The organism is Aliiglaciecola sp. M165 (assembly GCF_007197995.1).
Classification (GTDB): domain Bacteria; phylum Pseudomonadota; class Gammaproteobacteria; order Enterobacterales; family Alteromonadaceae; genus Aliiglaciecola.
Genome location: NZ_VKKH01000003.1, coordinates 243,783 through 268,589, shown reverse-complemented (window position 1 = coordinate 268,589; position 24,807 = coordinate 243,783). Strand labels below are relative to the sequence as shown.

Sequence of the window (24,807 nt, the reverse complement as noted above, 5' to 3'; positions counted from 1 at the left end):
TATTGCTAACAATCAATGCAATAAGAATCATTATGGACATAACAAAAACTGCATTAAAGAACGCGTCTGGTGTGGCGATTACTGTCGGTATCCTGGCGTTTTTGGGGATTTATAGTTTATTTAAATTACCCGTGCAGTTATTTCCAGATATTGAACGTCCGCGGATATCCATTCAAACCTTCTGGCGTGCCGCTTCCCCACAAGAAATCGAATCAGAAATTTTAGAACCTCAAGAAGAAGTGTTGCAAGGTATTCCGGGATTGCAGAACATGCGCGCCTGGGCGAATCAAGGCAACGCCTGGATAAATCTTGAATTTGGTATTGAAACCGACATGCAAAAAACCTTAATCGAAGTGATTAGCCGCATGAACCGGATCCCGCCACTTCCAAGAGACGCTTTGTCCCCAAATATTATGATGGGCGGTGGTGGCGGTGGCCAACCGGCTTTGACCTATTTCTTTTTACAAAAACTCCCCGGCAACAACAATGAAATTGGTGATTATGTCACCTTTTTTGAAGACGTTGTGAGGCCCCGTCTTGAATCTATCAGTGGGGTTTCCCGTGTTCGAATGGAAAGTGGAGTAGGTGGCAGCGAAGAATTCCAAATTGAATTTGACCCCTATCTCGCCGCAGAATTAGGCGTTGATCTTACCAATATCTCAAGACTACTTGGTTCGGCCAATGATGTGTCTGGCGGGTTTGTCGATGTAGGCCGGCGTAAATATACGTTGCGTTTTCAAGGAAAATACGCGCCTCAAGAGATGGGCGAGATGATCCTTGAATGGCGAAATGGCAGTCCAATAAAACTCAGTGATATTGCCCAGATCAAAATTCAGCGGGCTGAGGGTTCCAATTTTGCTGTGCAAAATGGTAACCCGGCGATTTCAATTCGGATAGATCGCGAGAGTAAAGCCAATGTTTTGGCCACACTTGAGGCCGTTAAAGACCGAGTGGATGAGATCAATCAAGATGTTCTGGCGGTCGAACAGCTAACTATGGTGCAGTCTTTTGACGCGTCGGTATTTATCTATCGTGCCGTCAATTTGGTCACCAGTAATTTGGTGATCGGTATTCTGCTTTCCGTTGCCATCCTTTGGTGGTTCATGCGCCAGCGTCGCGCCACGCTAATTGTGGCCTTGGCTATCCCAATTTCGTTATTAAGTACTTTTGTTGTATTGCAAATAACCGGTCGTTCGTTGAATGTTATTTCACTTGCTGGACTCGCCTTTGCCGTAGGGATGGTGCTAGATGCAGCCATCGTCGTGCTTGAAAATATTGTGCGGCATAAAAAACCAGAAGAAAGTACGGTTCAAACCGCAGAAAGAGCAGCCAAGGAAGTATTTGGTGCATTATTAGCCTCAACGGCGACCACCGTAGCGATATTCATTCCGGTAATTTTCCTGGAAGATGTAGAAGGTCAGCTATTTGCGGATCTGGCTCTGACAATCGCCATCGCGGTGATGATTTCGTTTATCGTTGCCGTAACCGTTTTACCCGTCGCAGCCAGCCTGTGGTTGCAGGGTGAGTTACCGGCTGACCGATTACAAAACCTGTGGAAAAATATAGCGGCTAAAATCATGCTGCTTAATCAGTCCTTTAAACGACGCGTTGTGACTATCGCCGTGTTGATGATCGTGCCATTGACAACAACCTACTTGTTGATGCCAAAGCTGGATTATCTGCCGCCGGTGAAGCGAGATGCAATCGATGCGTTTTTCAATTTTCCTGCGGGCGCCAGCGATGAATTTGTTGAACAGGAAGTTATGTCTCTGGTTGTTGAACGATTAAAACCTTATATGGCCGGTGAAAAGCAGCCCGCGCTGAAAAATTATTACATTATAACCTGGCCAAATGGCGGCACCATTGGGGTTCGCGCTAAAGATCAAGGTGACGTGCGAGATTTGGAGAATCTTGTTCGAGATGAGATTTTAAAGGATTTACCCGATACCCAAGCATTTGCCATGCAAGGGAACTTGTTTGGTGGCTTTGGAAACGGCCGTAGCATTGATATTCGGTTGCAAGCGACAAATCAAGAAGGCGTCGCTGCCGCAGCACAGCATGGATTGGAGTTGCTTCGCAAGACTTTTCCCGGCGCTAACGTTCGTGTAAACCCTGATCCTGACCAAGCCGAGCCGCAATTACAATTCTTTCCAAACGATGCGCGGATCATGGAAGTTGGCCTGGACCGCAGTCGCATGGCCAATTTAGTGCGCTCTATGGGTGATGGCATGTACGTGGGTGAATATTTTGATGGCATTAAACGGATGAATATCATCTTCAAATCCCAAGAATGGTCTGACCCGGAACAATTCTCTGTTATCCCCGTGATGACACCCAATGGTGAGATGGTGCAAATGGGTGAACTTGTAGACGTTGTAAGAACCGTTGGGCCAACGTTTATTCAACGTGTAGACAGAAGACGTACACTTAACTTATCTGTAAACCCGCCCGAGAACATGTCGTTAGAAGAGGCGATGAATAAAATTCAACAAGAAGTTGAACCAGAAATTCTTGCCATGATGCCCAGCGATGGGGCGATAAATTATGGCGGCAGTGCAGACAGTTTAAATAAAGCTATCGTCACTATGAGTCAGAACTTCCTGTTTGCTATGGCACTTCTATTTGTTTTGATGGCCGGACTTTTCCGTTCACTCACAGACAGTTTAATGGTGATTTTAAGCATACCGCTTGCGACGGTTGGTGGCGTGATCGCGGTGCGCTTATTGAACTTAATCAGCTTCCAACCTATGGATTTGCTAACCATGATCGGCTTTATCATCTTGCTGGGATTGGTGGTCAACAATGCCATATTGCTTGTACATCAAACACGTAACGGAGAGCGTAATGGACTGGAAAGACGTGAAGCCGTACATCAAGCCTTGTTGTTGCGATTAAGGCCGATATTTATGAGCACGCTAACCTCCATTTTTGGCATGTTACCACTACTTCTGATGCCTGGTGCAGGTAGCGTTATCTATCGTGGATTGGCCGCTGTCATTGTGGGCGGAATGTGCGTCAGTACAATATTCACGTTGTTATTGCTGCCTACCTTACTGACCATGAGACAGCCACAGAATACCACCGAAAACAGCGTTTTACCTAAGCCAAGCGCAGTGAGTCAGCCATGAAAACGATTAATTTAATTTGGGAAACCCACATGAGAAAAATAGCATACTCGGCAGTTCTTTTTACCAGTCTATTGAGCGTATCGTGGCAAAGTGTAGGGCAGGAGCCTCCAGCAGAACCGCCTCCTGCGTTAGTAGAAGTCGAAAATGTAAAAAGTGAGATGATCGCTCAGCAAATATGGGTGCCAGGAACGGTAATGAGTCGTACAGATTCCAATATTGCTACAGAGGTGCCAGGCCGGATCACCTGGATGGCAGACGTTGGTGATTTGGTGGAAGTCGGTCAGGTGTTGGCTAAAGTGGATGATCATATGTTGCAATTAAACTATGAGCAAAACCAAGCCAACATTGCAAAATGGGAAGCAAGAGTGACCTTATTGGAGCGCAAACAAAAGCGCTTTAGTAGCATGGCGGCACAGGCCAATACGTCAAAAGATCAGCTTGACGAGGTCGTATCTGAATTAGAAATTGCGCGCCAGGAGTTGAATCAAGCGAAAGTAGATAAAAAACTGACTGAACATCGCATCGAGATAAGCCAAATTAAGGCTCCTTTTACTGCAATGGTGGTGGAGCGTTTGCAAAGCCCAGGTGAATACATTGCAACCGGACAAACGCTTTTGCGTGTTGTGGATACCGAAAATATTGAAGCGAGCATTAAGGCGCCTCTCTCGGCAGTACCCTACATCCAACAGGGTTTGTCAGTGCTCGTTAAATCCGGGGACATCGAAGGACTTTATCCTATTCGCGCTATTGTTCCGGTGGGCAATGAACGTTCAAGAATGATGGAAATTCGCGTTAGATTGCAGCCCGGCGACTATGCGATCGGTGGTGCCGTGCGTGTTGCGCTGCCGCACAGCAAATACCATCAAGGATTAACCGTGCCCAGAGATGCATTGGTGTTGCGCCGATCAGGAGCCTTTGTTTATCAAGTGGATGGAGAAAACCAGGCCAAGCAAATATCGGTCAAAACCGGCATTGGCATTGGCGAGCGTATTGAAGTCTTTGGCGAAATTGATGAACAATCTCCCGTTGTCATTAGAGGCGCTGAGCGTCTAAGAGAAGGTCAAAAAGTCCGTTTTACCGACGACAGTGAACAGGTAGCCACGCTTTAGCGTGGCGACTGCAACAGCATTGAGTAGGAGTGAGTGATCGATTAGGGACGTTTTAGCAGGTCAAAAAGATCTTGCTGAATCTTTACCAAATAGGGATCTAATTCTTTTTGTTTGCTCCAGCTCACCTCTAGCGGTGCGCACTGCACTTGTTGATTCACTTCTGTGATCATGACGCCGGTTTCACCTGCCATAGCAGATTCCACAGCAAAGGCACCCATTTTAGTCGCTAACACCCTGTCTTGAGAAACTGGCGAGCCACCTCTTTGTACGTGACCAAGGATCACAGGACGACATTCGATTTGTGTTTTTTCGGTGAGCGTTTCAGCCAGCTTCGTAACCCCTTCAGGCCATAAATTTTCCGTGATGACTACGATATAGCTTGAGGTTCCCCTGCGCCGTTTTACGGCATCAATATGATTGATAATGTTTTGCAGCTCATCTTCACAGCTACGTTGCAATTCAGGAACCATAATTTGATCTGCTGCAGAGGCAATGGCTGCATTTAATCCGATGAATCCTGCGTGGCGACCCATGACTTCGATAAGGAATATACGTTCGAACGCGTCAGCTGTGTCTCGTACTTTGTCAATTGATGAAAGTGCTGTTTCAATTGCTGTGTAATAACCAATGGTGGCGTCGGTGCCGTATATGTCATTGTCGATGGTACCGGGCAATCCGATAACTTGGCCACCCCAATGATTCGAGAGGTGCTTGGCGCCACGAAATGAACCATCTCCCCCAATCACCATTAACGCATCAATACCCAAAATATCCAGATTCTTGGCTGCGATTTTGGCGGCATCGTCGGATTTGAACGTTAGGCATCGTGCACTGCGCAATATAGTGCCGCCTCGTTGAATAATGTTGAGTACATTCTTAGCGCGTAAGTTGAGGTATTCTTGATCCAAGAGACCGTTGTAACCGTGTCGATAGCCGTAGACTTCTATCCCGTAACGAAGACATGTCAGTACAATGGCACGGATACATGCATTCATGCCAGGCGCATCTCCTCCAGAGGTTAGAAGTGCAATTTTTCGCATCGATAATCTCCAAGACTGATCAACTTTGTTATAGCGTATCAGTGTAATTGCTTGTTGAACATAGCAAAATAGTGATTTTGCCAGCGTATTTTTTATATGCAATTCTGTCGACTCAAGGCCGTTAAAATCTTTTGTCGAAGGTGCAGCCAAATTTGTGTTTTATGCGTACTAATTGTAAGCAAACGTGAGTGGATATTGTTTCTACAACATGAAATGGGCAATACTGGCCATTCACTTCCTTAGTTTAATGATTGATTAAGAAACTCAAAATGATGAAACGGCTTTCTATTCTTTTTATTGTGTTATTTACCCTAGTGTTATCTGGGTGCTCATCAAAATTTGCTTATAACAACATCGACTGGATGTTGTACTGGTATGTTGACGACTACATTGACCTTAATAAGCAACAAAAGAACCTGCTCGATGTCCGAATAGAAAAATGGCATAAGTGGCACAGAACAACAGAATTAGCGCAGTACAAACAGCAGTTGCTGGATTTAAAATCCCAATTAGAAGCTGGTCCGCTAAGTGCTGAACAATGGATTGAACAGTTAGAGCAGGGTAGTAAACATTGGGAGCGTTTTCGTGATCATATTAGCCCGGAGCTTACTGCTTTGGCGGTAAATCTGACTGATGAACAAATTATTGAATTGTTTGAGACACTTGAAAAAGACAATCTAAAGGAAATTGAAGAAAGGAATGAAGATACCGAAGCTGAGCGCTGGGAAGACAGTCGAAAGCGCAGTCAGAAACAATTTAAGAATATGATTGGCAGACTGACAGATGAGCAAAAAGAGATCATTAATACTGAGATCGATAATATTCAATCGACCTTTGACTATTGGATTGAATATCGCCGCGCTAGTCAGGCCCAAGCCAAATCGATACTATTGCAACGCAATGAACTCGAAGATTTTGCTCAGCAATTGCAAGCGGTCATGGCAAATCCAGATCAATTTCGCAGCGACGCTCATATTGCAGCTAATCAGCACAACCGCCAGGTGTTTGCCGGATTGCTGGCGAAGATAAATACCACGTTAACCAAAAAACAAAAACGACGTATGTTCAATGAAATTGATGATCTAGTTGACGATATCACCGACTTAATTGAAGATTAGCGCCAATTTTTAGTGAGGTGGATGATTAGTCGTTGAATTGGAATGGGTTTTTACTGTCACTGACCACTGCAGTTCTTTGGGGAGTACTCCCGGTATTCCTGCACATTTGTTTACAAGCGTTAGATAGCCAAAGCATTACCTGGTTAAGGTTCCTTGTCGCAGCAGGTATCGTATTGATATTTCTCGCAAACAAACGTGCCTTGCCTAATCTTGCGCGCCAATCTCCGAAGATCTTATTGATTGCATTGATCGCTGCATTACTTCTGGTAGTTAACTATGTCACTACTGTGCAAAGCCTGGCTTATGTCAGCCCTGAGACTGTGCAAGTTGTTATGCAGGTTGCACCTATTATGTTGATGCTCGGTGGGATCTTTTTTTATAAAGAACGTTTAAATCCCCTAGCAATCTTTGGTGCTGTGACCCTCTTTAGTGGCTTAGGCTTATTTTTCAGCCCCAATATTGGGGAGCTGCTCTTAGCGGGTTCCCAGTATAACAAAGGTATAGTACTAGTTTTAATTGCTGCCACAGCATGGGCAGGCTATGCATTGTCACAAAAATTATTACTTCGTTCGTTTACAGCTAAACAGTTAACCCTGATTATTTATGTCGTGGGTATTATCGCATTGCTACCTTTTATCGATTTGTCAGGACTGGCAAATATGACTGGATTGCAATGGGGCGCACTCGTATTTTGTTGCATCAATACCGTTGTGGCTTACGGTTGTTTTACCGAAGCGCTTGCTGTGTGGAACTCGTCTAAAGTAGGTGCCGTGGTGGCAACGGGGCCAGTATTTACATTTATTTGCGTTGCAGGTGCCGAACACTTTTTGCCAGGGCAATACGCCATGATAGAGCTCAACGTTTTTGTCTTAATCGGTGCGTTGTGTGTGGTAAGCGGATCGATGATGACCGCTTTATCGAAGGACAAAACATTGTGAAAAAGAGATTTTCACGGGACTATTTCGTTAGGGCTTGTCTTCGTTTTCTTTTTTCTTAGGCTGCTCGCCAATAGGTGTTCCGCCTTTTTTGCATATCGTGTCGTAATCATCTCGATAATATCTAAGGTTCAAGCAGGCTTCTTCGTATCTGAGTTTGGCAGTCAATGCTTGTTGAGGATAATTGGTGCGAGACATGGTTTTTCTCAACCTTTCGCATTCCTGATGTTGCTGCTTTACTTCCAAAATATCTTCACATGGGTTTGTTTGATTAGCACACCCTGTAAGAAAAATGAGCATTGATGTCGCGCTTAACGCGTATACGAAGGAACGATGACCGGGCAGGTGAAACATGAACTTCTCTTATTTACTGTTAAAACAAAGGCATAGGCCGCCTTACAACAAACATAGCTGAGTAATGGGCAAAAAGCTACTCGTCTTGAACTGATAGGTCATTCTTTATCCGTTTTACTTGTTATAAACGACTTTTGCATCTCCTTGTAATAGGAATGTTTAAAAATGCGCATTCTAATTTTATAAAGTTGCTCTTAGAATCCGTGATAGCGCACAAAATCTTTGTTGTCTGCGCGGGTGGAGCGCACGTCATTTGCAGCAAAATCTTCATCTGGATAGCCCATGGCAATGCAGATCATAATGGCTTCATCATCAGGTATTTGTGCATATTTGTGAACCACGTCTGATTGCATAATTCCTTGACCATTGATCACACACCCCAATCCCAAGTCCCAAGCGGCGAGCACAATTCCGTATGCCAAAGAGCCCAATCCAAATTGCGTGATCCCAGCAGGCTCAAGGGACTTGTCGTAGGTCAACACCAGCGATACCGGCGCATCAAATTGACGAAAACCGCGCATCATCCAGTCCATTCGTTTTTCTTTGTCTTCACGGGTAATCCCCATGACTTCAAAAAGCTGGATGGCCACGTCAATCTGTCTTTGTCTGTGGATCCCCTGATAATCTTCCTTATACGGGAAGTCTCTAACGTGGGGCTTACCGGCAAGGGTATTTTGAGTATTACCTTCTCGGATTTTATCCAACACCTCTCCGGCAACTGCGTGGATCTTCCAGGTCTGGGTGTTATATGAAGAGGGTGCCCATTTTGCGGCATTAATGACTTGGTCTACCAACTCTCTGGAGACTGGCGTTTTTTTAAAGCCTCGAACACTTTTTCTGGATGCGGCAAACTCTGCGAAATTCATATAAACCTTGGTGTTATTCAAAGACATCGTTAATTGCTGTCAAGAAGGTTAAACATAATGCTTACATCTTGCCATGCATATTTATGATGATTATCAAAAAGTTAGATGAATACTTTGGGTCGCAATTGAAGTGCAACATGAGTATTTGGATGTCACATTATTCTTTTCGCCGTCTGATTTAGTTTCAGCTTATTTGCTTCAAAATAACCGCTATTTTGCCCATATGCAGTAGCAAAACATGTGCTAGAGTATTGATATTACAGTTATTGAAAAGGTACTGATAAATGAAAAAAGGACTAGTTGTTGTAGGATTGATTGTACTGCTCATCGCAGGTGGCGTGATGTTTCTATTGGGCGGCGCAGGAGATTTTATCCGTGCTCAAATCGAGCAACAAGGCAGTAAATTTCTTGGCACCAGCGTAAGTGTGCTAAATGTAGATTTGGCATTAACTGATGGTAGGCTCACCATCAACGATTTGGATGTAGAAAACCCCAGTGGCTTTAGCCAATCTGATGCTTTTAGCTTTGAATCTGTCACCTTAGATTTAGGCAATGTCACCAGCGAACCTTATGTGGTGCAAAATGTCAGCATTAACGCACCAGAAATTCTGTATGAATTTGACGCAAGCGGGCAGGGTAACTTGCTAGCATTGAAAGACAATTTAATGGCTCAGATCCCAACATCAACCGAACAGGCACCAGCCGAGTCTGGTGACGGCGCCAACCCCTTGGTGATTGTTGAAAATGTCACAGTTAAAGACGTGCGCTTGAAACTTAATTTTGAAAATCTGCCGACTGGCGATTTGAAAATTGATACCAAAGCTTATGAAATCACGTTACCCACCTTCAATGCCGGCCCAATAGGTAAGCCAAACGGTTTGCCAGCAGATCAAGTCGGCGCGGCCATTGCCAATGAAATGCTCGACAATGTCATCGCTCAGGCAAAAGCCGAAGCTAAGAAAAGGTTGGAAGACGAAGCTAAACGTTTGGCCAAAGAAAAGTTGGATGAAGAAAAAGACAAGTTGCTCGACAAAGCTAGTGACAAGCTCAAAGGGCTGTTTGATAAAAACTAGTTGGTTCCACCCAACAGGACGTTAAAAATAAGACTCAAACGAGAACGTATCAATCTCGTTTGAGTCTTCAATAACAGTGTTAAGGACAAACTCATGCCAGACTCCCTTCAAGAAAAAATTCACAATTTCCTCGAAGATTCACGACTCCTCTCGCCCAAACGACACGAGTTGCTATTAGCGTTAAGAGCGGAGTTTCAAAACGCCAAATTTGGCTTCAGCGAAGGATTCAAATACGGCGGTATCACCTACAACCTCAATGGCGAATTAGTCGCGGGTATCTTCTCCTACAAAGGCCACGTCTCCATCGAGTTTAGCAATGGCGCTGAATTTACCGATCCCCATAATGTACTCGAAGGCGGTGGAAAACATCGTCGACATATTAAAATTACCACACCAGAAGATATTGGAAACAAAGCTTTAGCTGAATATATCCAGCAATTAGGTAAGTGAGCTTCGTAAAAATTAACGGTAAAATTTTTACTTTAAATTCGATGGGGGATGTGTATGCTGATAGGTACAGGTGGGTCTGGTTTCGACCCAAAGCGGACATCGGGCATCAAATAATACATAAATGAAAAAAACCGTATGTGTGATTGAAAAATGCTGTTTTTTATATTCAATAGGGAAGTGAAAAATGAGGTTAGCTAAAGCCTTTATTAGGAATTTTCGTCGCCTTGAAGAGGTCGAAGTTGATTTCGAAGATTCTGAAACTGTTTTCGTTGGGCCAAATAATAGTGGGAAGACTTCGGCAACCAGCATATTTCGGTGCTTTCTCTCTTCTAGGGATTTTAAGATTCATGATTTCTCTATTCAACGCATCTCAGAGATTGACCATTATTCACCTGAAGGAGACATCGTTTTTCCCTCAATAGAGCTAGATCTTTGGTTCGATTTTGATCCCGAAAATATCTCTTTTGGTCGTGCTTTTGCCTTGCTTTCAAGTGTCTCCATAGAAACATATGAAGTCGGCATCCGCTGCAAGTATGCAGTAGATGACATTTCTAAGTTATGGGCTGAATATGACACCATTTTCCCAAGTGATGATGACGGTAACCGAAAAAGAAGCCTAAGCCACTTTTTAGGCCTTGATGGTAACTTCAAGCACCACTTTTCCATTCAGTACTCTTCACTTTCAAGGCTGGAAAGCGATGAAATTGAGGAAACAATACTCAGGCTTGCTGATGGTAAACGCATATTGAATTCTTTGGTGCGAGCGGACTTCGTTGATGCCCAACGAAATATGAATGATGATGAGGAAGCTAGTCGTAGCAGTAAGCTCTCCACTGCGTTTGCCTCGTTCTATCGCAACAACTTAGACCAAGCTGATATTAGCGATGCGGCCATCCAAATTATCGACGAGAACAACGAAAAACTCACGGAACATTATGATGAGCATTTCGGGAACCTTATGGGTGTATTGGATGACTTGGGTGTACCTGCAGCACATGAACGCCGTTTGAAGATAATTTCATCTATCAGTGCCGATGTCGCACTGCGAGGCAGCACAGATTTAATCTACATAGATGCGGAAACTGCTCATGAACTTCCTGAGGCATATAATGGATTGGGGTTCAAAAACTTGGTGCTTATGGCGATCCAGATCCGAGATTTTCAGCTGCAGTGGTTGCAAACCTTAGAAAGCCGACCATTATGCCACCTAATCTTTGTCGAAGAGCCCGAAGTCCATTTACACGCTCAGGTTCAACAAACATTCATCGGTAATATATGGAATATTCTTAACAATCTCGATGAAGATGGGATTGGTAGCCCACAACTTGTTATTACAACGCACTCATCACATGTTCTCAATTCAGTTGATTTTGAAAAAGTTAGGTATTTCAGGCGGTGTCATCGCTCAGAAGAAGATCCTGCTGTGTCTCCAATTCTACGCGTGTCAGAGATACATAACCTAAGAGACTTTCAAGCTTCAGCAGTTGCTACGGATGACGGTGAGGTAGATGCGGATGCTGCTCTTGATTTTTTAAAACGCTATCTAGCTCTGATCCATTGTGATCTCTTTTTCGCTGATGCCGCGATATTGATTGAAGGCACTGTGGAGCGGCTTCTCCTGCCACAGATGATCATGAAGACATCACCAAACTTGAACACGAAATACCTTACTACGCTAGAAGTTGGCGGGGCGTATGCTCATCGGTTCGCAGAACTAATGACCTTCCTACACATTCCCTACTTGGTTATCACCGACATAGACTCTGTGAAGCCTCCAGAGGGTGGTGGCCGAGCAAAAGCCTGCTGTGCCGTTGATGCCGGTGCAGTAACTTCTAATGCTAGCCTCAAAAACATGTTTGCGGGAAAACTTTTGATCAGTGATTTCAATGAAATTCCCGCTCAGGATCAGTCGCAGACTGACCTTGACCGTTTTGTTGCTTTCCAGCGCCCAGTTGCAGTAGATTTTCTAGGCGAGAATATAATGGTTCATGGTCGAACTTTAGAAGAGACATTCATCTATGAAAACATCCAAATCTTTGGTGAAGGAGAAGCGTTCAAAAGCGTTGTGTTCCCAACGGTAGCCGAAGAGTTGAATCAGTCAATGTACGAACTAATTCGAGAATCGAGCTTCAAGAAAACCGATTTTGCGCTCACAGTTCTGTCTTCTGATGATTGGCAAGTACCATTATACATCCGTGAAGGATTGGAATGGCTTGAACAGAGGCTACAAAGCCAAGTTCAGGCAATTGAGGAGGCAGTCATATGACCAAACTGCTCAAGCCGACTACAGCAGATAAGGAAATCGAAGAATGCCTTTTGGCCGCTCAGTCTTTTTCTGTAGTAGCAGGAGCTGGTTCTGGGAAGACAACTTCACTCGTGACGGCACTAAATTTTCTTCGTGAAGAAGTTGGAAGTGATTTAAGGAAAAATGGTCAGAAAATCGTTTGTATTACATATACTAAGCGAGCAACTGCTGTAATTGAGGAGCGGCTTGGGTTCGACGAACTTTACTTAGTTTCAACAATTCATAGTTTCCTTTGGAGTTCCATCAACCGATTTACGAAAGATATTCGTGCAGCTCTTCGTGATAACCTCATTCCAACCCATATCGCAAAAGCACGCGAAAAAGACAATGGTGGTAACTCTCAATCAGCCCAGAGAGCACGCGCTAGAGTTGTTGAATTGACGGCAGAATTAGAAATTTTAGATCAGGTGACCGCGTTTAAGTACGATGAGAGCCAATTTAGCAGCTTTTCAAAAGGGCAAATCGGTCATGATGACGTCATCGACTTAGCTGCATACTTGATATCTGAAAATCCTATTTTGCAACGTGGGCTTGGTTTCCAGTTTCCTTACATTTTTGTCGATGAAGCGCAGGATACCTTTGATAGTGTTATTGCCGCATTCAATACAATTTGTTCTGGTGAAGGTCTTCCGATGGTAGCCTATTTTGGCGATCCTATGCAGCAGATTTATGATAATGGAGCTGGTGTATTTGATGGGCCAGCAGGGTTCCGATCAATCGAGAAAGAAGAAAATTTTCGATCCGCTACCTCAATCGTTGCACTGACGAATAAACTTCGGAATGACATTCAGCAGACGCCTGCCGGCGATAGCGCCTTGAATGTAGGCAGTGTGTTACTGACCTTGATTGAAACAGAAGCTCCTGCTGGGCCTCGTGGAAGATATACACCCGAACAATTAGATCAGTCTCTATCGAAGTTTGATGAAGCCCTACAATACATCGGTTGGCAGAATAATGAGGAAGCTAAAAGGCTGTTCTTGGTGCGCCAGATGATTGCAAGACGTCTTGGGTTCTCATCACTACAAAATCTATTCTCGGGAGTCTATGCCTCGAACAAAGCACAAGATGAGTATATCGATGGGGACCATTTCTTAGTCAAGCCATTTATCAAATCGCTATGCCCTTTGATAGTTTCAATGCAGAGCGGCAACAAAAAACAGATTGTTGATATATTACGGGAAGAGACACCTGCTTTCGATATATTAGGCATAAATAAAGACCGCCCTCTTAAGGAGATGCTAGATAGTGCTCATAAACTTGTAAACGAGCTTTCCGAAATGTGGGCTGAACGTCCAATTGTGGACATCTTGAGGTATGCAAAAGAAAATCGACTTTGCAATATTTCTGATCGTTTGGCTGCAGCATTAGATAGAGAACCAAGAGTTGAGGCTTACGATAAGGCAATTCACACTGAAGAAAAGTCTGATTGGTTAGCCGACGAATTTTTATCGATGTCAACGAACGAGCTCCTCCCATACTACAGTTTCGTTTCTAATCACACACCACTCAGTACTCAGCATGGATCAAAAGGAGAGGAGTACGAAGACGTCTTAGTGATTTTTGATGATATCGAAGCCAGCTGGAACATGTATAGTTTCAATAAGCTTCTGACCCCCGCAGCTGCTGGAGATGGCACGGAAGGTCAATTGACTCGTAGTAGGAAATTGGCATACGTTTGCTTTTCACGAGCACGCATGAACCTCAGAATATTTCTTTATTGTCAGAATGCATATGCCGCTCGCGCCGAACTCATCGGCAGTGAGTTATTACTTAGCGAACAGGTGCAAATTCTTCCATAAATTTGATGTATAACCCAGCCATATTTACATATTGTAAATGTACAAGTCGCTTTTCGATTAAACTGCTAGAAGTGGTCTTTTGATTTAATTTTGGAAATATTTATAGTGTCCGCTTTTGGCCGTTTGCAGACGTATTTTATAAAAAACTACGACTCAAAAAGTATCGGTGTTAATTAGCAAAGTTAAAATAAGTGAGTGGCTTTTAGAATATGATTAAGAATCAAGGTGTCAAAACACTTGATTGCAGCTAACTACTGGTTAAAGGGGCGGAGTTAACTAATTTTTTATTATGGAAGAATCAAGGTGTCAGAACACTTGATTTGTCCAAAACACTTGATTGGAACCAACCACTGGATTAAGGGGGCGGAGTTAACTAATTTTTTATTGTGGAGAAGCCAATAAAAAGTTTTCGATCCTTTTTCGCTGTTGATTCGTCTTTCATCAGCTTGCTGTGGATTTTTTGGTGGCGTATAAAGGTGCTAATCAAGGTGTCAGGACACTTGATTTGTCCTAGGTGGGTTATGTCACATTCAAGGTGTCAAAACACTTGATTGCAGCTAACTACTGGTTAAAGGGGCAGAGTTAGCTAATTTTTTATTGTGGAAAAGCCAATAAAAAGTTTTCGCCCCTTTTTCGTTGTTGATTCGTCTTTCATCAGCTTGCTGTGGATTTTTTGGTGGCGTATAAAGGTGCTACAACTCCTACACATGGATAACCATGAGCAACGATAAATCAATCAGTAGACGTGCGCTTTTGAAAGGCAGTCTGGCCTTGACGGCAGGCCTAACGGCAAGTCGCGCATTAGCAGAGAAAACCATTACTCCCTCGCAGGTTGAAGGACCCTTTTACCCAATCAATCCACAAACTGATAGGAATCTGGACCTTACGCAAATTCAGGGACATGAAATCAAGGTGTCAAAACACTTGATTGGAGCCAACTACAGAGCGCCCACTTTTGGTCAATGAGAAAAGGAAGAACTATTTTCCTCAAACCAAGTGACAGCTAAATACGCAGACAGTATCTGTTTGATAGAGCTAAGTGGTAATTTTTTCAAAAAAGGAAAGCAAATATCCATTTAAAGTTTTATAAGATCATACAAAACTGCTAACCACGTAGCGAAATTTGCATAATAGAAAACGACACTTGCGTTACCTATTCTATGATGTCCAGGCGGGGCAGGACGATCATTCCACCCCCTTAAACCATTGGCTTTCTCAATATTTTCTGCAACTTCTATAAAGTGCTTTTGAACACCACGAATTCGACGCTCATTTACAAAAAATACTATAGATAAGATTAACCCAATAAATGGTATTAAAAAAATCAGTGTGGATATTGGTTTATTGTACAGATTTACATATACAGTAAAGAGGCCGCCACTTGCCGCAATTAAGACGGTCATTATTGCGAACCTTAAACTGCTGTAATGCCTAATTATTGCATTTGCATCAATTAATAACTTCGAGTCTAATTCGGTCATTTTTTATCCTGTGATTAAAATTGACAACTCTTCTAAAGGCAAAGCCTTATTGACTAATATTAACCCCGAAAGAATAAAAGCCAACTGTTTCTTTGCAGAAGGGGCAGAGTCAATTGATTTGCACGAATCTTTAATAAAAGGAATGATGCTTTTCACCATCTTTATTTAGTAGGTACCGAAATCAAGGTGTCAAAACACTTGATTAGAGCCAACTTTTGAGACGTCCGCCTTTGGTCGAAAATCGAACATTTAGTTTCTGGCACTCAATTTTATATCCAAATGAGCTTTTAAAATACAAACGGATCCACGGTGTATAAAATTGTTGTAATTCATTGCTCATCTCAATTTCTTTTAAACGAACTATCCAAATTAAATCTGGCAATAAACTATGAAACCTTGGCGGTATGAATGCATGTCCAACGCTCGCAGATAACGAAAAATAATGGCGATTTTTGGAAATTGGTTGAGAGAAATTACTCTTAACCTACACTTTCTGTTCAAAGGAGGCATGAATGCGTATTCAGACTTGTCGTATTTTGAGCCTTTTAAAAAACATCGACGGCTATAAAATGCTTTAATATTAAAAAGTGCATGTATGCCAGCATTGCGAGTGGGCAAGACATGCATCAAAGAGGTATATATGTATCACTTTATGAGAATTCTCTTAACTGCATTGTTACTGACAGGATGCGCAACAATCGACACATCAGGAATATGTTCGACGAACGCCTGCACATCTTCGGTTGTGTCTGTACCTCTTTCTAAACATGGCGGTATAACCAATGGCATCATTTACTCATTGCCACGGCAAGAATCAAGGTGTCAGAACACTTGATTGGAACCAACTACTGAGATGTCAGCTTGCAGTCCGATTTAAGGCTAAAAGGGGCGGGGTTAGTTAACACCTTGTTATGAGCCAATAAATGGTGTTTGACCCCTTTATCGCATCAGTCATAATCATTTAATGCTGGTGAAAGCACTTAAGCGATTGCTAATATTAACAAAATAATTAATAGCATGTGGGCTCACTGTGCTTCGATTTTGGACATACTGCGAATTCGCAGTAATACACTATTACATGTTAAGGATAAGTAGTTAAGTATGAGAGACAAATTTAAAGGGTATTATAAACTCGATGGAGCAGAGTTTTCAGAGTTATGGAAAAACTCTGTTTTTGTTTTCGACACAAACGTCTTGCTTAACCTTTATCGTTATCAATCCTCAACAAGAGATGAGCTTCTCAAAGTTCTAGAGCGCTTAAAAGGTCGTGCATGGATTCCAAACCATGTTGGCCTTGAATATCAGAGAAATAGGTTATCCGTTATAGCAGAACAACATAAACGCTACTCAGAAGTAAGGAATATTGTCTCGAAATCTATTTCTTCGATGCAAGGTGAATTAGAAGGTTTGCAGCTAAAGAAAAGGCATAGCCACATTGACCCAGACCTATTAGTTAATTCAATTTCAGAGATAAAAGATAAGTTTATTGGCCAGCTAGATGACCTCGAGCAAAAAAGTATAAATGTTAATTCTAATGATCATATTCGCGAAAGGTTAGAACAACTTTTTGAAGGGAATGTTGGTGATGCATTTAGCTCTCAAGATTTACTAGATGCTCTTTTTAAGGAAGGGGACAAAAGGTACGGTAACGGTATTCCTCCAGGTTTTAAAGACTCCACGAAAGAAAAAGATGAGGAAGACTCCTTTTCGTATGGTGGCCTGATATATAAGAGAAAATATGGAGATTTAATTGTTTGGAAGCAATTAATTGAACATGCAAAATCATCAAACTTAAAGGACATCATCTTTGTTACTGATGACGCCAAATCGGATTGGTGGTGGAAAATTGATAGTGGTGGCCCTAAAACAATAGGTGCAAGACCGGAGCTAGTTGAAGAAATATCTAGAGAAGCAGATGTTGAAAGATTTTATATCTATAACACCGAGGGATTCCTAAATTATGCAAATGAACAGCTAAACGCTCAAATTGCCGAACAAGCAATTGAAGAAGTAAGGGCTGTTACCTTTGAGCGTAAAAGTAGAGTCATAGATTCTAGAAGCCTTCGGAATTTCGTAGAGTCAGCAGAAAAGTCAGTTTACGAATGGTTAAGTCATCACTTTGACAACATCGAGCATCAAATGAGAGGCTTTCCTGACTTTATTGCATATAGGGGCGAGAAAAAGTTCGGATTCGAAGTTAGAGCCTTTAAAGACCATAGAATGATGATGCATCGTTTAGATGAAATTATTTACCGCGCATACTATTTACTAAATGAAGAAAACTTTTATGAGTTTGCAATCTTTGTTGTAGTCCTTGATGAGGAGCAGATTGAAAGAGTTTTTCGCATGATTACTCGTAGGTTCCCAGAATTCGAAGGAAACTTAAAGGTAGTAGTCGGCATTGCAGAATATGATGAAGATTCTGGGCAAGTATATGGCTTTAGACCCTATGATGAAATATCCTCGTTTAGGCACAAGTAACAAGTTGCTCAAAAGGACATAATATGTGTGATTCAGAATCAAGGTTTCAAAACACTTGATTGGAACTAACTACTGAATTAAGGAGGCGGAGTTAACTAATATTTTATATGGAAAAGCCAATAAAAAGTTTTCGATCCTTTTTCGCTGTTGATTCGTCTTTCATCAGCTTGCTGTGGATTTTTTGGAGGCGTATAAAGGGGTTACAACTCCTTCACATGGATTACCATGAGCAACGATAAATCAATCAGTAGACGTGCGCTGTTAAAAGGCAGCCTAGCCTTGACGGCAGGCTTAACGGCAAGTCGTGCATTGGCAGAGAAAACTATTACGCCATCGCAGGTTGAAGGACCCTTTTATCCAATCAAACCACAAACTGATAGGGATCTGGATCTTACACAAATTCAGGGACATGAGTCTGCAGCCAAAGGTGAAGCGATTTGGGTAACGGGCAAAGTGCTTGATGAAAATGGCGAACCGTTGGCAAACGCTGTTGTGGATGTCTGGCAAGCCAACGCAGCAGGCCGATATGCACATCCTGGCGATACTAATTCAGCACCATTGGATCCTGACTTTCAGGGGTGGGGAATAGTCAACACTGACGAGTCAGGTCAGTATAGATTTAAAACAATTAAACCTGGCGCTTATGGTGTCAGTGGAAGTTGGTCTCGCCCGCCACATATTCATTTTAAAGTGTCAAAACGCGGCTTTTTTGAACTCACCACGCAGATGTATTTTGCCAACGAAGCACTCAATAACACAGACGGTATTTTGAATAATGTACCTGAACCAGGTCGCAGTAGCCTGATTGTAGATTTTGTCCAACACAACGAATTTGATGCACCTGTCGGGCAATTCGATATCATTCTGCGAAAAGTTTAAGCCGCTTGATTTAATTGCATTAAAAAAGCGAAGTTGGGGTGGTAGTCACTTTTCTATTGTCCGCTATTTGGCCGAAACTTGATCGACAAACTAGAGCGAATAGCGGTTCATCAATGAACCCTACTGGAATATGTCTTAAGGGAAGATAGCGGTCATAGGTATTTCCATGGTCAGTCCTATCCATTGATAAGCCAATTTTTTGTATATTTAGAGTGCCTGGTGTAAAATCGCACCACTTCTAATAAGTTGGACATTAGTCATGCCTAGACAAAGTATTTCACTAACTGAAAAAAATGATGCTTGGTTAAAACATCATGTAGAAGACGCCAAAGAATATGCGAGTAAAAGTGAGCTGGTTAATGAACTGATCCGCCAAGCACGACGGAATGAAGCCATTAATCAAAAGTTAATAGACGCTGAATCTTCTGGATTCGTCGACCAATCGAAAGAAGAAATACGAAGCGAATTCAAAAGTGATCTGAAATCTCAGTGAGTAATTTTAAGCTCTCTGCAGACGCCAAAGAAGACTTGAGGCGAATTTACATATTTGGATTTAAGAACTTCGGTGAGCAGCAAGCTGACTTATATTACGATCCGTTTTTTGATGCATTTGAGCGCATAGTGAATAACCCAAATGCCTACCCATCAGTAGACAATATCCGCGCAGGCTATCGCCGTTGTCCGTGTGGTTCAGATTCGATTTATTTCCGAATCCACAACAATAGAGTTGAGATCATGGCCATTATCGGAGGACAGGATACGGACCTTTGGCTCTAGTCTTCGAATCAAGGTGTCAAAACACTTGATCGGAGCCAACTTCTGAGACGTCAGCCATTGGCCGTTTGCGTCCGATTTGAGAATTAAAGTGCATTAAAAGGTGTACGACCCCTTTTTAGGAATTTATGTGGAAAACAAGGCGCGATTTCGTTCGTTGGTCTTTTCAATTGAAAGGGTGTTATTGCGGGAAAGCGCAACGCCGATAGACGCAAAAATAGCATTGCTGAGAGGCTTCGCTTATGCCGAGTTGGGGGTATAAATAGGTTGCCTAACTGAATCTAACCAGCTAGGCAAACTTTCATATTTACATGATTATTCGGCTTGGGTTTTTCGTGATCTCAAACCTAACAAACCGGCCAGAATTAGCGCTATCGAGGCAGGCTCTGGCACCTCAACTCTGTTAATGTCTTCAACAATCGCCAATGAACAATGGTCTCCAGGAGCACAAGTCGGAGCATTTGCCAGACTTGTAAAAGTATTTGTGGCAATATCATAAACCTCAAATACAGTTTGAGTACCACTGTAACCATTTAAATATATTAAGCCATCGTTGCTGACTTCCATTGACGCGTGAGTGGCGGTCAACGCTGCACCAGTATCAACCTGTTGGCATGTTGTGGTATTGGTCGCCAACATGTTGCCACCAGAGAATACGCTTGAATAAAAATTTCCATCATAATAACCGCCGACGCGGCCATTTTCACCAACAGTGGTAGCGGAATTACAAACAGTACCAAAAGACTGAGTGTCTATATCATAGGTAAAAAAACCAGCCTGGAAATAGGTGCGAATAAGAAGCTGATTATTCACCATGTCGATATCAGAACCCGACGAAATTCTCGCTGGTGTACCAATAGTGTTCCAGTTGCCACCTACTGTGTAATGCAATTGTGAAGAGCCATCGTCTCCCCAGTAGAATTCGCCATTGGCATCAATGTCAAACATGGATATTGCGTGACGACCGATTGATGCAGCGGGACCCGCTAAGTGAAACATCCATTGATCCAAGGTTGCGTCGTATTGGTAAATGTTCGCATCTTCGGTAAGGGCAAATACAGAATTGGAATTTGACGCTAATTGCGTGGTATTTGAACCTGGAAGCATTGCTCTGGAGGACCAAGTGTTGGTATTGGTATCATATACATCAAACGCTGGGGCTTGTTGAGAGGAATTAGTACCTGTTCTGTATATGAGTGAAGCTTGTGCTGATGTTGAGGCTATTACCGGCAAGGCGCCCAACAGTGCAATTGTGATTAGTTTACGCATATTTTATTCCTTGGACATCTATTTGGTTACGGATAAAGCAAAAACTTAAGCGTTTTAACAAATTGTTTTGTTGATAAAGCTTTAAGCACAATACGGGCCAACCTCTAACCTATTGTATTAATTGTATAAATTGTCAATAGTTATTCAATTAATAACTAACATGTAAATTAAACTGACAGCTAACCAACTGATTTGTATATCTTTAATATCTCTAGCTGAGATAAAGGGGGCAGAGTTAATTAAAGTTTTTGAATTTACCAATCTAAGTAAGCCCGCAACAACCAAAAATCAGCAAGAAATCAGAAAGAATTCACTGGGGCGTCAAGTGTTTTGACATTGACTTCCTTACATTCCCCTCAGTCCTTTACTTTAAAAGGGTTTTGAATAATTGAGGGGGTGTTTATGGTTATCTCATATAAAACGATTTTAATTTTTCTGCTTGGTTGCTTTGGCTGTTTCAAGGCGTTTGCTGACAAGGAAAATCCGGCAGTGAGTTTAGGCCAGATATCTTCACTTTCGTCGAAGGTGTTAAATAAAACTGTACCGCTATCTATCCATCTACCGGAAAACTACGACAGTTCCAACAAGACCTATCCGGTGCTCTATATGCTGGGTTCCCACTACCGAGCGCGTTTTGGCATGTTGGCGTCTACACTGGATTACATGGGGGAGGGACAAATTCCTCAGATGATTCTTATTGGTATAGATTTACCTGAAGGTAATCGGATTTTGTTGCCAACGCGAGAAGAACTAGACACCACCATCCCCGACAACTACATCAAATTCTTTGAGACAGAACTGATGCCGCACGTTGATGCTAAGTACCGGACTGCAAGTTTTTCAGCGCTCTATGGTGCGTCTAACAGTGGGTTTTTTACTGTTTATACCATGCTAAATGCCCCCAATCTGTTTAATAGCTACTTTGCGAGCAGCCCATCACTTTCTGTCATACCCGAAGTGATTCAAAAAAAAATAAAATTGGGTCCGTTTAAAACCCATGGGGAAAACAGATCTCTGCACATCATTTATAGCGATGATGAGGGTAGGCTACCTGAACTTGTTTCTGAATTCTCAAGTGTTGTAGAAGAGCATAAACCTAAGAATTTTATCTATAAAGTGGATGAATTAGTGAATCAGGGGCATGTACCAGCGATAGATTTCACCAAGTTTCTTCTCGCGCTTTACCCTGATTTTAACCCCATTGAGAACTTGGACACCTTGGATAAAGTGACAGGGCATTTTGATAGCTTGTCCAAACGCTATGGACACAAAATCCTGCCGCCAATATCGACAATATTTAGCTTGGGCGCTGACGCAATAAGAGCTAAAGATTTAGTTGCAGCAGAAAAGATCTTTGAATATTCCTTGCAGGTGTATCCTGATGGGAAGCAGTCTTATGTTGGAATGGGAGTTGTACGCAGAGACCAGAAACAGCTTGAACCTGCCAGAGCATTGTTTAAAAAAGCATTGGTAATTGACCCCGACTATTCACTGGCAACCAGACTATTGCAAAGGCTCGATGAATGAAGCTAAAAGGGTGAAATCGATGAAGAGAACAGAGTTAATTTCACTCTAGTTGCCGAGCGAATCTTGATAAACCGAATCTCTGATTTCATCATCTTTATTTTGCAGGTACCGCATTATTTGCACGAATAATATTTGCCCCTGATTCACTGCGCACAAACGCCAGAAACTCCTCCACTGGAGGCGAAGGTTGAGACGCGGTGATCAAAAATACATCACGGCTGAGTGGATAAACATCGCTCATAAGATTACTTGGGGTAGGTGGAATACCGTTAAGCGCTAAAGGGATGATGTGTTGATTACTTTGCGCCACTCTCACTAACGTTGTCATGCCAATTGCGCCTGGGGTTTGCGCAAGAGCAGTAGCCATTTGTCCGGATTTGTTTTTGACCTGAATATCGGCAGCAAGGTGCAATTCAGCAAAGCAGGGGACATGCTCAATGATCACCTCCGTGTCTACTTCATTATTAGGTCTAATAAATGGAATGATTGGCCCAGACTCCCCGCCGAGACTTTTCCAATTATTTATTTTTCCACTGTAAATATCGCACAATTGTTGGTGAGAGATTGAAGGAACATCAACACCATGGTGCACACCCATGACCACGGCGATTTTGGCGATTCGATGCACCTGCAAGCCAAGTTTGGATATTTGTTGACTGTCGATGCCATGGCTAGCCATGGCAATATCTATTTTCTTATGAGTTAAGGCTTGAATTCTTGCCCGAGGATCTAAGCCTGCTCCAATCTCAATCTGGATTGCTGGCTGCAATTCTCGATAGGTGTTTGCAAGGGAAATTACCAGTGGTTTGACGCCCGTAGAGCCATCAATAACGATTTCATACGCCATAACGGTTTTTACATGCGCTAATGTAAAAACCATCAAAAGAGATAGTAAACGCCAATTGTGCGGTCTTACTCGAGAGGAACGTAACATTGATGCCTATTTTAATTTTTTGGGGTTACTAGGTTTAATACTGCTGACTAGGGAGCATCATACATTCTAGCGATGAGAGGGCAAAGCGTACTTGTGTGTGAGAAAAGGGGCCGGTGTTGATTCAATTCTTTCAACAAAGGTTTACGACCCCTTTTTCCCTTTTTCCATTTTACGCCGCTAAGAAAGCGCGTCTCGCAAACATGCCAAGCAGCGGCAAGACGAATAAGCTCATAGTGCCGGGGGAGTTGACAGGTCGAGGGGTTGGATTTGGTGCCACCAAATTAGAAATATTGTCGTAGTCAAACCCTCCGCTTGATTCCACCACATAATTCGGTAGCCAATTTCCATTTTCATCAAACACACTTGCACGGGTAATTAATGTGCTACCCAGATCATTTTGCATATGGATGTCGATGGAACCAGCATCAATACTTTCGATGTCAATATCAAACAATTCGCTGTATGACCAATCGACAAATATTGCCTGATGGCTCCACAATAGGTCCTCGAAAATAACACTTGAATTCAATACTGAGAACTCGTTCACGTTATTGTTGAAGACGCCATTTGAATGCGTGCTGCTAGTTTGGCTCATGGTGACATCTTGGTTGGCTTGACCCGCTGAATTACCAATCGTCGAACCAAAACTCGCACTGCTAAAGTAATTTGCCAACGAAGCACCATCAACACTGGGGTCATTATAGTTGACTATATTAAATAAATTACCACTTAGTGCGACTTCAAATCGAACAAATAGATTGTTTGGTACGGGGGATTGATTTGGCAATAAATCTCTTATGGTTACAGTATCACCGTAAGAAATTCTGCTGCTGACATCGATATGTAGGTCACTAAAATCAGAGCCATTTCCAAAATTATGGGTGAGCCGTAGGTCGGAAAAACTTTTCACGGTACCTGGCTCAATGCCAATATCCCAACCAACACTCCCGTTTTGAATACCTTTATCAGCCAGGTCAAAATCAAATAAAGAAATACCTCCCTGATTGTTGCCATTATATGAATTAGACATGTCTACTAAATCGAATGACATTGGGGGGATATATTTTCCAGAGACATTGGCGCTTTGACTTGAAGAGATAACCAAAGACGCATATGACGTCGATACTGTGCCTAATAGCAGCAAAGCACAAACAGCCGTTTTTTTAATGTTGTTAATCATAAATAATTCCTTTTTATGTCTAGTCGTATGGCAGGTAGGCCCATCAACACGACAGTTATTTTGATGTTGTTATTGTGCGATGAAAGCTACTATTAAAAAACCTGC

At 42.5% G+C, this 24,807-nt stretch carries 22 protein-coding genes; 14 read left to right on the top strand and 8 right to left on the bottom strand.

Going from position 1 to position 24,807, the window contains the following annotated elements; all coding sequences use genetic code 11:
- Positions 1 to 32 precede the first annotated feature (32 nt).
- Positions 33 to 3,128, top strand: a complete 3,096-nt coding sequence (locus FM019_RS06775) for an efflux RND transporter permease subunit (protein WP_143835163.1) — start codon at positions 33 to 35, stop codon at positions 3,126 to 3,128.
- 29 nt (positions 3,129 to 3,157) lie between these two features.
- Entirely contained in the window at positions 3,158 to 4,237 is a 1,080-nt protein-coding gene (locus FM019_RS06770; protein WP_143835162.1) for an efflux RND transporter periplasmic adaptor subunit, read from the top strand.
- Positions 4,238 to 4,278: 41 nt separating this feature from the next.
- Here the strand turns inward: FM019_RS06770 and FM019_RS06765 are convergent, their stop codons facing one another.
- On the bottom strand, positions 4,279 to 5,277 hold the full coding sequence (locus FM019_RS06765) for a 6-phosphofructokinase (RefSeq protein ID WP_143835161.1): 999 nt from the start codon (positions 5,275 to 5,277) through the stop codon (positions 4,279 to 4,281).
- A 269-nt stretch (positions 5,278 to 5,546) separates the two neighbouring features.
- Between FM019_RS06765 and FM019_RS06760 the strand changes: the two genes are divergently transcribed.
- Both FM019_RS06760 and FM019_RS06755 read left to right on the top strand, forming a co-directional pair.
- Positions 5,547 to 6,395 (top strand): DUF6279 family lipoprotein, encoded by an 849-nt coding sequence (locus tag FM019_RS06760; protein ID WP_260681557.1) that lies wholly within the window; start codon positions 5,547 to 5,549, stop codon positions 6,393 to 6,395.
- Between the two features lie 32 nt (positions 6,396 to 6,427).
- Positions 6,428 to 7,333, top strand: coding sequence for a DMT family transporter (locus FM019_RS06755; protein ID WP_143835160.1), 906 nt, complete (start codon positions 6,428 to 6,430; stop codon positions 7,331 to 7,333).
- A 27-nt stretch (positions 7,334 to 7,360) separates the two neighbouring features.
- Here the strand turns inward: FM019_RS06755 and FM019_RS06750 are convergent, their stop codons facing one another.
- Both FM019_RS06750 and FM019_RS06745 read right to left on the bottom strand, forming a co-directional pair.
- The gene (locus FM019_RS06750; protein WP_143835159.1) at positions 7,361 to 7,684 is read right to left on the bottom strand and encodes a hypothetical protein; all 324 of its coding nucleotides are present in this window, start codon (positions 7,682 to 7,684) and stop codon (positions 7,361 to 7,363) included.
- A gap of 194 nt (positions 7,685 to 7,878) precedes the next feature.
- Positions 7,879 to 8,550: a nitroreductase gene (locus FM019_RS06745; protein ID WP_143835301.1), complete on the bottom strand. Its 672-nt coding sequence runs from the start codon at positions 8,548 to 8,550 to the stop codon at positions 7,879 to 7,881.
- Positions 8,551 to 8,834: 284 nt separating this feature from the next.
- Here FM019_RS06745 and FM019_RS06740 point away from each other — a divergent pair, with 284 nt between their 5' ends.
- From FM019_RS06740 to FM019_RS06720, 5 genes are all read left to right on the top strand, one after another.
- Positions 8,835 to 9,623: a hypothetical protein gene (locus tag FM019_RS06740; protein WP_143835158.1), complete on the top strand. Its 789-nt coding sequence runs from the start codon at positions 8,835 to 8,837 to the stop codon at positions 9,621 to 9,623.
- A 93-nt stretch (positions 9,624 to 9,716) separates the two neighbouring features.
- Entirely contained in the window at positions 9,717 to 10,073 is a 357-nt protein-coding gene (locus FM019_RS06735) for a DUF1801 domain-containing protein (RefSeq protein ID WP_143835157.1), read from the top strand.
- 184 nt (positions 10,074 to 10,257) lie between these two features.
- Positions 10,258 to 12,339, top strand: a complete 2,082-nt coding sequence (locus FM019_RS06730; protein WP_143835156.1) for an ATP-dependent nuclease — start codon at positions 10,258 to 10,260, stop codon at positions 12,337 to 12,339.
- Positions 12,336 to 14,177 (top strand): UvrD-helicase domain-containing protein, encoded by a 1,842-nt coding sequence (locus FM019_RS06725; protein ID WP_143835155.1) that lies wholly within the window; start codon positions 12,336 to 12,338, stop codon positions 14,175 to 14,177. The genes FM019_RS06730 and FM019_RS06725 overlap by 4 nt, the downstream gene beginning before the upstream one ends.
- A 717-nt stretch (positions 14,178 to 14,894) precedes the next feature.
- Positions 14,895 to 15,143 (top strand): hypothetical protein, encoded by a 249-nt coding sequence (locus tag FM019_RS06720; protein ID WP_143835154.1) that lies wholly within the window; start codon positions 14,895 to 14,897, stop codon positions 15,141 to 15,143.
- A 110-nt stretch (positions 15,144 to 15,253) separates the two neighbouring features.
- Here FM019_RS06720 and FM019_RS06715 read toward each other — a convergent pair whose 3' ends face one another.
- Positions 15,254 to 15,658 carry a hypothetical protein gene (locus FM019_RS06715; protein WP_143835153.1) on the bottom strand — a complete coding sequence of 135 codons (405 nt, stop codon included), beginning with the start codon at positions 15,656 to 15,658 and terminating at the stop codon, positions 15,254 to 15,256.
- 645 nt (positions 15,659 to 16,303) lie between these two features.
- On the bottom strand, positions 16,304 to 16,450 hold the full coding sequence (locus FM019_RS20805; RefSeq protein ID WP_185969213.1) for a hypothetical protein: 147 nt from the start codon (positions 16,448 to 16,450) through the stop codon (positions 16,304 to 16,306).
- Positions 16,451 to 16,759: 309 nt separating this feature from the next.
- On the opposite strand from FM019_RS20805, the gene FM019_RS06710 reads away from it, so the two are divergent.
- The 4 genes from FM019_RS06710 (at position 16,760) to FM019_RS06695 (ending at position 19,795) form a co-directional block, all read left to right on the top strand.
- Positions 16,760 to 18,139, top strand: coding sequence for a PIN-like domain-containing protein (locus FM019_RS06710; RefSeq protein WP_143835152.1), 1,380 nt, complete (start codon positions 16,760 to 16,762; stop codon positions 18,137 to 18,139).
- A gap of 225 nt (positions 18,140 to 18,364) precedes the next feature.
- Positions 18,365 to 19,018, top strand: coding sequence for a protocatechuate 3,4-dioxygenase (locus FM019_RS06705; protein ID WP_143835151.1), 654 nt, complete (start codon positions 18,365 to 18,367; stop codon positions 19,016 to 19,018).
- A gap of 259 nt (positions 19,019 to 19,277) precedes the next feature.
- Positions 19,278 to 19,511, top strand: coding sequence for a type II toxin-antitoxin system ParD family antitoxin (locus tag FM019_RS06700; RefSeq protein WP_143835150.1), 234 nt, complete (start codon positions 19,278 to 19,280; stop codon positions 19,509 to 19,511).
- Positions 19,508 to 19,795 carry a type II toxin-antitoxin system RelE/ParE family toxin gene (locus FM019_RS06695; protein ID WP_143835149.1) on the top strand — a complete coding sequence of 96 codons (288 nt, stop codon included), beginning with the start codon at positions 19,508 to 19,510 and terminating at the stop codon, positions 19,793 to 19,795. Before FM019_RS06700 ends, FM019_RS06695 begins: the two co-directional genes overlap by 4 nt.
- 312 nt (positions 19,796 to 20,107) lie before the next feature.
- On the opposite strand, the gene FM019_RS06690 is transcribed toward FM019_RS06695, so the two are convergent.
- On the bottom strand, positions 20,108 to 21,061 hold the full coding sequence (locus FM019_RS06690) for a PEP-CTERM sorting domain-containing protein (RefSeq protein ID WP_143835148.1): 954 nt from the start codon (positions 21,059 to 21,061) through the stop codon (positions 20,108 to 20,110).
- 402 nt (positions 21,062 to 21,463) lie between these two features.
- Between FM019_RS06690 and FM019_RS06685 the strand changes: the two genes are divergently transcribed.
- Positions 21,464 to 22,588: an alpha/beta hydrolase-fold protein gene (locus tag FM019_RS06685; protein WP_143835147.1), complete on the top strand. Its 1,125-nt coding sequence runs from the start codon at positions 21,464 to 21,466 to the stop codon at positions 22,586 to 22,588.
- Between the two features lie 94 nt (positions 22,589 to 22,682).
- On the opposite strand, the gene FM019_RS06680 is transcribed toward FM019_RS06685, so the two are convergent.
- Positions 22,683 to 23,435 (bottom strand): substrate-binding domain-containing protein, encoded by a 753-nt coding sequence (locus tag FM019_RS06680; protein WP_185969212.1) that lies wholly within the window; start codon positions 23,433 to 23,435, stop codon positions 22,683 to 22,685.
- A gap of 256 nt (positions 23,436 to 23,691) precedes the next feature.
- The gene (locus FM019_RS06675; protein ID WP_143835145.1) at positions 23,692 to 24,702 is read right to left on the bottom strand and encodes a hypothetical protein; all 1,011 of its coding nucleotides are present in this window, start codon (positions 24,700 to 24,702) and stop codon (positions 23,692 to 23,694) included.
- Positions 24,703 to 24,807: the final 105 nt, after the last annotated feature.